General features: G+C 69.1%; 8 protein-coding genes. All 8 read left to right on the forward strand.

All coding sequences use genetic code 11. The features are described 5' to 3' along the window. Position 1: 1 nt before the first annotated feature. The 8 genes from hisS (at position 2) to N542_RS0118970 (ending at position 11,144) form a co-directional block, all read left to right on the forward strand. Positions 2–1,363, forward strand: coding sequence for a histidine--tRNA ligase (gene hisS / locus N542_RS0118935; RefSeq protein WP_028645270.1), 1,362 nt, complete (start codon positions 2–4; stop codon positions 1,361–1,363). Next, positions 1,360–3,135, forward strand: coding sequence for an aspartate--tRNA ligase (aspS, locus tag N542_RS0118940; protein ID WP_028645271.1), 1,776 nt, complete (start codon positions 1,360–1,362; stop codon positions 3,133–3,135). Before hisS ends, aspS begins: the two co-directional genes overlap by 4 nt. A 312-nt stretch (positions 3,136–3,447) precedes the next feature. After that, positions 3,448–4,449 carry an ABC transporter permease gene (locus N542_RS0118945; RefSeq protein ID WP_028645272.1) on the forward strand — a complete coding sequence of 334 codons (1,002 nt, stop codon included), beginning with the start codon at positions 3,448–3,450 and terminating at the stop codon, positions 4,447–4,449. Between the two features lie 76 nt (positions 4,450–4,525). Continuing rightward, entirely contained in the window at positions 4,526–6,289 is a 1,764-nt protein-coding gene (locus tag N542_RS0118950; RefSeq protein ID WP_028645273.1) for an ABC transporter substrate-binding protein, read from the forward strand. A gap of 108 nt (positions 6,290–6,397) precedes the next feature. Continuing rightward, positions 6,398–7,399 carry an ABC transporter permease gene (locus tag N542_RS0118955; protein ID WP_231482768.1) on the forward strand — a complete coding sequence of 334 codons (1,002 nt, stop codon included), beginning with the start codon at positions 6,398–6,400 and terminating at the stop codon, positions 7,397–7,399. A 21-nt stretch (positions 7,400–7,420) separates the two neighbouring features. Then, positions 7,421–8,470 (forward strand): ABC transporter ATP-binding protein, encoded by a 1,050-nt coding sequence (locus tag N542_RS0118960; protein ID WP_028645275.1) that lies wholly within the window; start codon positions 7,421–7,423, stop codon positions 8,468–8,470. Continuing rightward, a complete protein-coding gene (locus N542_RS0118965) occupies positions 8,467–9,744 on the forward strand; it encodes an ABC transporter ATP-binding protein (protein WP_028645276.1) in 1,278 nt (425 codons plus the stop codon). The genes N542_RS0118960 and N542_RS0118965 overlap by 4 nt, the downstream gene beginning before the upstream one ends. A 41-nt stretch (positions 9,745–9,785) precedes the next feature. Then, on the forward strand, positions 9,786–11,144 hold the full coding sequence (locus N542_RS0118970; protein ID WP_028645277.1) for a replication-associated recombination protein A: 1,359 nt from the start codon (positions 9,786–9,788) through the stop codon (positions 11,142–11,144). Positions 11,145–11,407: the final 263 nt, after the last annotated feature.

The raw sequence follows: 11,407 nt of genomic DNA on the forward strand, positions 1-11,407 counted from the left end.
CATGGCCAAGCCGACCCCGCTGAGCGGGTTCCCCGAGCTGCTGCCCGAGCAACGATTCGTCGAGCAGCAGGTCATCGACACCCTCCGTCGCACGTTCGAGCTGCACGGCTTCGCGGGCATCGAGACCCGCGCGGTCGAGCCGCTCGACCAGCTGTTGCGCAAGGGCGACACCTCCAAGGAGGTCTACCTCCTGCGCCGTCTCCACGAGGAGTCGGCCGAGGGGCACGCCGGCATCGGCCTGCACTTCGACCTGACCGTGCCGTTCGCGCGCTACGTCCTCGAGAACGCCGGCAAGCTGGAGTTCCCTTTCCGGCGCTACCAGATCCAGAAGGCCTGGCGCGGTGAGCGGCCGCAGGAGGGCCGCTTCCGGGAGTTCACCCAGGCCGACATCGACATCGTGGGCCGCGACGAGCTGCCGTTCCACCACGACGTCGAGGTCACCCGGGTCATGGTCGACGCGCTGACCCGGCTGACCTTCCTGCCCGGCTTCCGCCTGCAGGTCAACAACCGCAAGCTGATCCAGGGCTTCTACGCCGGCCTGGGCATCGACGACGCCGACGAGGTCATGCGAGTCGTCGACAAGCTCGACAAGGTGCCGGTCGACAAGGTGCGCGAACTGCTGCTCGCCGAGGCGGGCATCGACGAGCCGACCGCCGACCGGGTGCTGGCCCTGGCCACGATCCGGGCGACCGACGACTCGTTCGTGGAGGCGGTGCGCGGCCTGGGTGTCGAGCACGAGCTGCTCGAGGAGGGCCTGGCCGAGCTCGCGGCGCTGGTGCGCTCCTGCGCCGACCTGGTCAGCGACCGGGTCCGCGTCGAGGCCGACCTCTCGATCGCGCGCGGGCTCGACTACTACACCGGCACCGTCTTCGAGACCCGGCTGGACGGCTACGAGTCGATGGGGTCGTTCTGCTCCGGTGGCCGGTACGACGCGCTCGCGTCCGACGGGCGCACGACGTACCCCGGCGTCGGCATCTCGCTCGGCGTCAGCCGCGTCGTCGTACCCCTCATGGCGCGCACCGGGCTCGCCGCGTCGCGCAAGGTGCCCAGCGTCGTGCTGGTCGCCGTGGTCGACGAGGAGTCGCGCGCCGACAGCGACGCCATCGCAAACACCTTGCGCGCGCGCGACATCCCGTGTGAGGTCGTGGCCAGTGCGCAGAAGTTCGGCAAGCAGATCCGGTACGCCGAGCGCCGGGGCATCCCGTTCGTCTGGTTCACCAGCGACCAGGGCCACGAGGTCAAGGACATCCGGTCGGGGGAGCAGGTGGCCGCCGACCCGGCGACCTGGACCCCACCCGAGGAGGACCTGCGACCGCAGGTGCTTCCGACAGGCTCAACCAACGTTACGGAGACAAGATCGTGATCCGCACCCATGACGCCGGCACCCTGCGCGCCGAGCACGTCGGCCAGACCGTGACCCTCGCCGGATGGGTCGCGAACCGGCGCGATCACGGCGGCGTGGCGTTCATCGACCTGCGCGAGGCCAGCGGGGTCGTCCAGGTCGTGATCCGCGACGAGGAGGTCGCGCACCAGCTGCGCGCCGAGTACTGCCTCAAGATCACCGGCGAGGTGCGGGCGCGCAAGGAGGGCAACGAGAACCCCAACCTCGCGACCGGGGCCATCGAGGTCGTCGCCAGCGACGTCGAGGTGCTCAGCGCCGCCGCACCGCTGCCGTTCCCGATCAGCGACCACGTCGAGGTGGGGGAGGAGGCCAGGCTCAAGCACCGCTACCTGGACCTGCGCCGCTCCGGCCCCAACCACGCGCTGCGACTGCGCAGCAAGATCAACAAGGCCGCCCGCGACGTCCTCGACGCCCACGCCTTCGTCGAGATCGAGACGCCGACCCTGACCCGCAGCACCCCCGAGGGCGCACGCGACTTCCTGGTGCCGGCGCGGCTCCAGCCCGGCAGCTGGTACGCCCTGCCGCAGAGCCCGCAGCTCTTCAAGCAGCTGCTGATGGTCGCGGGCATGGAGCGCTACTTCCAGATCGCGCGCTGCTACCGCGACGAGGACTTCCGCGCCGACCGTCAGCCGGAGTTCACCCAGCTCGACATCGAGATGAGCTTCGTCGACCAGGACGACGTCATCGCGCTGATGGAGGACGTGCTCGCCGCGATGTGGAAGCTCATCGACGTCGACATCCCTCGCCCGATCCCGCGGATGACGTACGCCGACGCGATGGCCCGCTTCGGCTCCGACAAGCCCGACCTGCGGATGGGCCTCGAGCTCGTCGAGTGCACGGACTACTTCAAGGCCACGCCGTTCCGGGTCTTCCAGGCGGAGTACGTCGGCGCCGTGGTGATGCCGGGCGGTGCGAGCCAGCCGCGCAAGAAGCTGGACGCCTGGCAGGAGTGGGCCAAGCAGCGCGGCGCGCGGGGCCTGGCGTACGTCCTCGTCCAGGAGGACGGCGAGCTGGGCGGTCCGGTCGCCAAGAACCTCTCCGAGGAGGAGAGGGCCGGGCTCGCGGCCCACGTCGGTGCCGCGCCGGGCGACTGCGTCTTCTTCGCGGCGGGTGCCACGAAGCCGAGCCGGGCCCTGCTGGGCGCCGCTCGTCTCGAGATCGGCCGCCGCGGTGGACTGATCGACGAGAGCGCCTTCGCCTTCACCTGGGTGGTCGACGCCCCGATGTTCGAGCCGTCCTCCGACGCGGTCGCCAGCGGCGACGTCGCGGTCGGCGCCGGCGCGTGGACCGCGGTCCACCACGCCTTCACCGGTCCGAAGCCGGAGTTCCTGGACACGTTCGACACCGACCCCGGCTCGGCGCTGGCGTACGCCTACGACATCGTGTGCAACGGCAACGAGCTCGGCGGCGGATCGATCCGGATCCACCGCGAGGACGTGCAGAAGCGGGTCTTCGCGGTCATGGGCCTCACCGAGGAGGAGGCGCACGAGAAGTTCGGGTTCCTCCTCGACGCGTTCACCTTCGGTGCGCCGCCCCACGGCGGCATCGCGGTCGGGATGGACCGGATCTGCGCCCTGCTGGCCGGCACCGACTCGATCCGCGACGTGATCGCCTTCCCCAAGTCCGGCGGTGGCTTCGACCCGCTCACGGCCGCCCCGGCGCCGATCACTCCCGCCCAGCGCAAGGAGGCGGGCGTCGACGCGACGCCGGCCGCGGAGGCCGACCCCGCATAACGGATTGGTCACGTCCGAAACGTGATCTGGGTCGCGAGCACCCGAGCGGCACCGGAGCAGCGCCGTACGTCCTCTCGTCCTCAGACGACTTCGGCGCAAGCTGCACGGTGAGGGCCCGGGTCGGGCGAAGGGTCTTGCGCCGGAGCCCGGTTCGGGAGGACGTCAGTGCTCCCTGGTCGAGACCAGATCGTTACACGCGGAAGACCCGATCGGCGGTTGGCGTCACATACAGTCGCTTCGGTTGTTGACCCCCGCCGTCCCTACCAGGACAGTCGGACCAACGCACACCAGTTCCCACAAGACAGAGGTGACATGACCGCCACGCCGCTGAACGAGCTCGAGGGCCGGACCCCCGACCCGGACGACGAGTTCCGGGCCCAGGCTGTCGAGAGCAAGTCTCCGACGCAGCTCGCCATGGCGCGGTTCCGCAAGGACAAGAAGTCCATGGTCGCGCTCGTCATCGTGATCCTCTACTTCGTCGCGGCCATCCTCGGCCCGATCCTCGTGGCGGCCGACGTGCTCAACCCCCTCAAGATCCACCCGGACCTGATCGGCCCCGACGCGCTCCCCATCGGCAAGTGGTGGGGCATCACCTGGGACCACCCGCTGGGCGTCGAGCCCGGCATCGGCCGCGACGTGCTGAGCCGCATCTGGCTCGGCATCACGTACTCGCTGGTCGTCGCCGTCTCCGCCTCGATCATCGCGGTGTTCATCGGTGTGGTGCTCGGCATCATCGCCGGGTTCTCGGGCGGCTGGACCGACTCAGTCATCGGTCGCATCATCGACCTGGTCCTCGCGTTCCCGCAGACCCTGCTCCTGCTGGCCGCCGCTCCGGTCGGCCTGGCGGTGCTGACCGAGACGTTCCACGTGCCGGAGGGAGCGATCGCGCAGGGCCTGTTCGTGGTCCTGGTCCTCGGCCTCTTCGGCTGGACCGGCACGGCGCGCCTCATCCGCGGTCAGGTCCTGTCGCTGCGCGAGCGCGAGTTCGTGGACGCCGCGAAGCTGTTCGGAGCCAGCAAGCGCCGCATCTGGTTCAAGGAGCTGCTCCCGAACCTCTGGGCGCCGATCCTGATCACCTTCACGCTCTACATGCCGGCCTTCATCTCCGCCGAGGCCGCGCTGTCCTACCTCGGTGTCAGCGTGCGGCCCCCGACGCCCACGCTGGGCAACATCTTGAAGGACTCGATCCAGTACGCCAGCGGCGACTTCCTGTACTTCTTCGCCCCGGCGTTCCTCATCGCCCTCATCGTCGTCTCGTTCAACCTGCTCGGGGACGGCCTGCGCGACGCCCTCGACCCCAAGGGCGACCGCTAGAACACCCAGTCTTCGGTGACACCGAGTCGCCGAAAGTGCCGCCGTTCTCGGCGCGACACACATCCAAGGAGAAGTAATGGCCAAGATGCGAAAGCGGATGGTCGCCCTGAGTGCTGCGGCGGCCTTGACGGCTGCCCTCGCGGCGTGCGGTGGCGGATCCGACGGCTCGAAGAGCGATGGTGACTCTTCGGGCGACACCAGCGCCAAGGGCGGGACGCTGCAGTACCTGCAGCACTTCCCGTTCGAGAGCACGGACCCGCAGCGGATCTACTACGGCGTCGAGCTCGCGAACTTCCGTCGCACCCTCTACCGCTCCCTCGTCGGCTTCCCGTTCGACAAGGACTCGGACGTCGCCAACACGCCGATCCCGGACCTCGCGACGGACACCGGCACCTCCACCGAGGGTGGCAAGGTGTGGTCGTTCACGCTGAAGGACGGCATCAAGTGGGAGGACGGCTCGGACATCACGTGTGAGGACTTCGCCTACGGCGCCTCGCGTGCGTTCGCCGACGACGTCCTCACCGGCGGTGCGGGCTTCTACCTCAAGGGCTACCTCGACATCCCGGCGGACCCGAAGGGCGGCTCGGCGTACAAGGGCCCCTACATCGGCACCGGCCAGGAGCTGTTCGACAAGGCAGTCACCTGCGATGGCAAGACCATCACCTACCACTTCAACAAGCCGTGGCCGGACTTCCCGCTCTCGGTGGCGTCGCTGATGGCGACCGACCCCTACAAGGAGTCGGTCGACAAGGGCGACAAGTCCAAGTGGGTTGTCCTGTCCAACGGCCCGTACAAGGTCGAGGGCGGCAAGTGGCAGGTCAACAAGGGCGCCACGCTGGTCCGCAACGAGAACTACGACGCTGCGACCGACACCCCGGACAAGCTCCGTGAGGCCAACCCGGACCAGATCGACTACCAGATCTTCACGGCCGCCGAGCCGATCCTCGACCGTCTGGTCGCGGACGCCGGTGACGACAAGAACGCGATCACCTCGGCTCGTGTCGCTCCGGCGTACTTCAGCCAGATCGAGGGCCCGATCGCGGACCGCACCGCGCTGGTCGACTCGCCGTACACCAACTACCTGGTGCCCAACCAGCAGAAGCTGAAGGACCCCAAGGTCCGTCAGGCGCTGGCGCTGGCGACGGACGTCGACGGCTACACCAAGGCCGAGGGTGGCGACAAGGCCGGCGTTCCGGCCGAGTCGATCATCAACCCGGGTCTGCCGGGCTACACCGAGCAGGAGGCCTTCTCCGGCTCCAACGGTGGCGACCCGGAGGCGGCCAAGGCTCTCCTCCAGGAGGCCGGCGTGACCCTGCCGTACCCGATCACCTACACCTACGGTCAGTCCGAGACCCAGGACAAGACCGCGGCCGTGCTGCAGGAGGGCTGGGAGAAGGCTGGCTTCAAGGTCAAGCTCGACCCGCTCGCTGACACGTACTACGACGTCATCAACCAGCCCGACAAGGACAGCGACGTCGTCTGGGCCGGCTGGGGTGCTGACTGGCCGTCGGCCATGACGGTGCTGCCGCCGCTGTTCGACTCCCGCCAGAACTTCGCGCGGGGCAAGGACGGCAAGGTCACCAACCTCGGCCAGGACTACGGCTACTACCAGAGTGACGAGTTCGAGGGTCTGCTCGACAAGGCGGCCACGGCCCCCGACATCGACGCCCAGAACGAGGTGCTCACGCAGGCGGACACTGTTCTCGCGAACGACACCGCCTACATCCCGCTGGACACCAGCCGCTTCTACTGGCTGTACGGCTCGGGCGTCACGGACTTCATGACCGACGCCGCGTCGTCGTCGTACCCGGACCTCGGTCCGATCGGCGTCACCAAGTGATTCATTGCTCGGCCTAGTTCACTAGACCGAGCAAGGCGGGCCCCCGCCTCTCCGGGGCACCTGGTGCCCCCCGACCCGAAGGCAGACCCGGCTTTGCTTGCCTACCTCGTGCGCCGAATCTTCGTCGGCATCATCTTGCTGCTCGCTCTGAGCCTGATGACGTTCGTCCTCTTCTTCGCCTCTCCGGTGGATGTGACCCGGTACGCGTGCGGCAAGAACTGCACCCCCGAGAAGCGCGCCACCACGGAGAAGGCCCTCGGCTACGACAAGCCGGTCGTCGAGCAGTGGACCGACTTCCTCAAGGGCATCGTGGTCGGTCGTGACTACCCCGACGACCCGGAGCTCCAGGCGGCCGCCCCGGACATCGTCACCCACTGCGGGGCGCCGTGCTTCGGCTACTCGCAGGTGAATGCGACGACCGTCAACGAGCTCGTCAAGGAGGCAGCACCGATCTCGATCTCGCTGGCGACCATCGCGGTCATCATCTGGGTCCTCTTCGGCGTCCTCTTCGGGCTCTTAGCGGCCGTGACGAAGGGGACCTTGATCGACCGCGGGATCGTCGGGCTGACGCTGGTCGCCTACGCGTTCCCGACCTTCTTCACGGCGATCTTCCTGCTCAAGTACGTCTCCATCAAATGGGGGCTGGTCCCCTTCCCTCAATACGTCTCAATAGCCGACGGGGGAGTGGGGCAGTGGCTGCTGAACCTCCTGCTCCCGGCGACGACACTCGCGCTCGTCTACCTCGCCAGCTATGTCCGCATCACTCGGTCGTTCGTGCTCGAGTCGCTGTCCGAGGACTACATCCGGACCGCGAAGGCCAAGGGCCTGGCGCCGCGCAAGGTGCTCTTCAAGCACGGGCTGCGTGCGGCTCTCACGCCGCTCGTCACGATGATCGGCCTGGACTTCGCCGGCCTGCTGGGCGGCGCGATCATCACCGAGTCGGTGTTCAGCTTCTACGGACTCGGCGCGCTCGCCGTGCGGGCCAACGTCTCCTACGACCTGCCGACGCTGATCGGTCTGCTGCTCATCGCAGGCGCTTTCGTGATCGTCGCTAACATCGTGGTTGACGTGCTCTACGCCTACATCGACCCCCGTGTTCGGCTCGACTGAGCGCCGGCTAGGAAAGCTCTGATGACGACACCGTTCCTCTCCGTCCAGGACCTGAAGGTCCACTTCCCGACTGCCGACGGCATCGTGAAGGCGACTGACGGGCTCTCGTTCACCCTCGAGAAGGGCAAGACCCTCGGCATCGTGGGCGAGTCCGGCTCCGGCAAGTCCGTCTCCTCCTCGGCGATCCTCGGTCTGCACCGCGGCACCAGCGCGATCGTCAGTGGCTCGATCCTGCTCGACGGGGTCGACCTGCTCTCGATCGGCGACGAGGAGATGCGACGCAAGCGTGGCTCGGAGATCGCGATGATCTTCCAGGACCCGCTCTCGGCGATGCACCCCTACTACACCGTGGGCAACCAGATCGCCGAGGCGTACCGGGTGCACCACAGCGTCTCGAAGAAGGCCGCCCGAACGCGCACCATCGAGATGCTCGACCGGGTCGGGATCCCGCAGCCCAACCGCCGGGTCGACGACTACCCGCACCAGTTCTCCGGCGGCATGCGGCAGCGCGCGATGATCGCCATGGCGCTCATCAACAACCCGAGCCTGCTGATCGCGGACGAGCCGACCACCGCGCTGGACGTCACCGTCCAGGCGCAGATCCTCGACCTGCTCCAGGACCTGCAGCGCGACTTCGACGCCGCGGTCATGATCATCACCCACGACCTTGGCGTGGTGGCCGAGATGGCCGACGACGTGCTGGTCATGTACGCCGGGCGCGCCGTCGAGTACGGCGCCACCAAGGAGCTCCTCACGCACCCGGAGATGCCGTACACCTGGGGCCTGCTCTCCAGCGTGCCCGACGTCACCGGCGACACGAGCGCCAAGCTGGTGCCGATCCCCGGCAACCCGCCCAGCCTGCTCGACCCGCCGCGCGGCTGCGCGTTCGAGCCGCGCTGCGCCCACCGCGACAAGGTGCCCGGCAACCTGTGCCGCACCACGCTGCCCGACCTGGTGCCCGGCACGCGCTACGAAGGCCACCTGAAGCGGTGCCACCTCACGAACCCCGACGCTGTCTACGAGACCGAAGTCCTGCCCGAGATCGCGCCGGACCTGGTGGAGAACCGATGAGCAACCAGACCCCGGCCAATGCCGGGATGCCGAACGAGGACCCCTGGTCGGGGACCGAGGATCCGACGTCGGCCGACGTCGTCAGCGACCTCGGCACCGTCGTCCCGCACGCGCCCACGGCCGCGAACCCGGACGCGGAGTCGATCCTCGAGGTCCGCGACCTCAAGATGTACTTCCCGGTGAAGTCCGCCGGTCTGATCCGACGCACCATCGGACACGTCCAGGCCGTCGACGGCGTGTCCTTCCGGGTGCCCAAGGGCGGCGCCCTCGGCCTCGTCGGCGAGTCCGGCTGCGGCAAGTCGACGACCGGACGCCTCGTCACCCGCCTCTACGAGCCGACGGGCGGATCCGTCGAGTTCGAGGGCCAGGACATCACGACGATCAGCCCGCGCGCCCTCAAGCCGCTGCGCCGCGACATCCAGATGATCTTCCAGGACCCCTACACGTCGCTGAACCCCCGGCATACGGTCGGCTCCATCATCGGCGCCCCGCTGGTGATCCACGGCGTGATGGCGAAGGACAAGATCCTGCCGCGGGTCCAGGAGCTCCTCGAGATCGTCGGCCTCAACCCGGAGCACTACAACCGCTACCCGCACGAGTTCTCCGGCGGCCAGCGCCAGCGCATCGGCATCGCCCGCGCGTTGACCCTCCAGCCGAAGCTCCTAGTCGCCGACGAGCCGGTCTCCGCGCTCGACGTGTCGATCCAGGCGCAGGTGATCAACCTGATGCAGGACCTGCAGCGCGAGTTCGACATCGCGTTCCTCTTCATCGCCCACGACCTCGCGATCGTGCGGCACTTCTGCCCCGAGGTCGCGGTCATGTACCTCGGCAAGATCGTCGAGATCGCTGATCGCGAGACGCTCTACAACCGGCCCAACCACCCGTACACGCAGGCCCTGCTGTCCGCGGTGCCGGACGTGAAGCAGGCGGCCGTCGGTGGCCGACGCGAGCGGATCCGGCTCGAGGGCGACGTGCCGAGCCCGATCAACCCGCCGTCCGGCTGCCGGTTCCGCACCCGGTGCCCGCTCGCGCAGGAGATCTGTGCACGCGTGGAGCCGCCGCTGCTGCAGATCGGTGCGACGCACAAGGTCGCCTGCCACTTCGCCGGCGAGCTCGGCCACCACCCGGTCAAGCCGGTCACGGCCGGCCTCCTCGGGGTCGACGACTCCGGTGCGCCGGACCCCGGCGCGACGCCGTCGCCGCTGGTCGGCAACGAGCCTGGGTACGCCGACACCTGGTTCGACCTCGAGCGCAAGACGATGGCCTCGGCCTGACCCGGTCGTGGCCGGCGTCGTCGTACGCCTAACCTGACGACGTGGACGACGACGGACTGTTCGAGACCCCCGGCGCGGCTGCCCGGGCCGGGGGCGGCTCGCTGAATGCGAACACGCACGCGTCGGCACCGCTGGCGGTCCGGATGCGGCCGCGTACGCTCGACGAGCTCGTCGGGCAGTCCCAGCTGCGCGCACCCGGCTCGCCCCTGCGGCGGCTCGTCGAGGGCGACCAGTCGATGTCCCTGCTGCTCTGGGGGCCGCCCGGCACCGGCAAGACGACGATCGCCTCGATCGTCAGCCAGCAGACCGACCGGCGCTTCGTCGAGGTCTCCGCGGTGTCGGCGGGCGTCAAGGAGGTGCGTGCCGCGATCGACGCGGCGCGCGCGGAGCTGGTCGCGACGGGCCGCGAGACCGTGCTCTTCGTCGACGAGGTCCACCGCTTCAGCAAGGCCCAGCAGGACGGCCTGCTCCCGGGCGTCGAGAACCGCTGGGTGACGCTGATCGCCGCGACGACGGAGAACCCGTTCTTCAGCGTCATCTCGCCGTTGCTCTCCCGCAGCCTGCTGCTGCGCCTCGAGTCGCTGACCGACGACGACGTACGCGCCGTGCTCGACCAGGCGATCGTGGACGAGCGCGGTCTCGGCGGCTCGGTCAAGGTCGAGGAGGAGGCTCTCGAGCACCTCGTCCGGCTGGCGGGCGGTGACGCGCGTCGTTCGTTGACCTACCTCGAGGCCGCTGCCGGAGCCGCGGCCTCGCAGGGCCTCGACACGGTCGACCTGTCGACCGCGGAGACCGCCGTCGACCGCGCGGCTGTCCGCTACGACCGCCAGGGCGACCAGCACTACGACGTGGTCAGCGCCTTCATCAAGTCCGTCCGCGGCTCCGACGCCGACGCCGCCCTGCACTACCTGGCGCGGATGATCGAGGCGGGGGAGGACCCGCGCTTCATCGCCCGGCGGCTGATGATCCTCGCCTCGGAGGACATCGGCCTGGCCGACTCCTCGGCGCTCGCGACCGCGGTCGCCGCCGCGCAGACCGTGCAGCTGATCGGCATGCCGGAGGCCCAGCTGACCCTCGCCCACGCCACCATCGCGCTCGCGGTCGCGCCGAAGTCCAACGCCGTCACCACCGCGATCGGCGCCGCCATCGCCGACGTCCGCGCCGGCAAGATCGGCCAGGTGCCACCCCACCTGCGCGATGCCCACTACGCGGGGGCGAAGAAGATCGGCCACGGGTCGACGTACAAGTACAGCCACGACCAGCCCTTCGGCGTCGCCGAGCAGCAGTACGCCCCCGACGTCGTGCTCGACCGCGCGTACTACCAGCCCACCTCGCTGGGTGCGGAGTCCGCGATCAAGGAGCGCTGGGAGCGGGTCCGCCGCATCATCCGCGGCAACTGACCTCCGCGGTGGTTGAGGTGTGAGGGCCGCTGGGCCCGAGCCTCGGAAGGCCGAGTGTGGCGTGAGGGCTGTGCGTGTCCCGGTGGTTGAGGTGTGAGGGCCGCTAGGCCCGAGCCTCGAAACCTCGGATGGCCGGGTGTGGCGTGAGGGCTGTCGGTTGGTGCGCGTCCCGGTGGTTGAGGTGTGAGGGCCGCTAGGCCCGAGCCTCGAAACCCCGGAAGGCCGGGTGTGGCCCGGCGCTGTCGGTTCGTGCGGGCCGTGTC

It is taken from the genome of Nocardioides sp. URHA0020 (assembly GCF_000620705.1).
Lineage (GTDB): Bacteria > Actinomycetota > Actinomycetes > Propionibacteriales > Nocardioidaceae > Nocardioides.

Excerpts from the sequence above, each read along its gene's own strand:
- hisS (WP_028645270.1), top strand. The coding sequence starts at position 2 with ATGGCCAAGCCGACCCCGCTGAGCGGGTTCCCCGAGCTGCTGCCCGAG.
- N542_RS0118945 (WP_028645272.1), top strand. The coding sequence starts at position 3,448 with ATGACCGCCACGCCGCTGAACGAGCTCGAGGGCCGGACCCCCGACCCG.
- N542_RS0118950 (WP_028645273.1), top strand. The coding sequence starts at position 4,526 with ATGGCCAAGATGCGAAAGCGGATGGTCGCCCTGAGTGCTGCGGCGGCC.
- N542_RS0118960 (WP_028645275.1), top strand. The coding sequence starts at position 7,421 with ATGACGACACCGTTCCTCTCCGTCCAGGACCTGAAGGTCCACTTCCCG.
- N542_RS0118965 (WP_028645276.1), top strand. The coding sequence starts at position 8,467 with ATGAGCAACCAGACCCCGGCCAATGCCGGGATGCCGAACGAGGACCCC.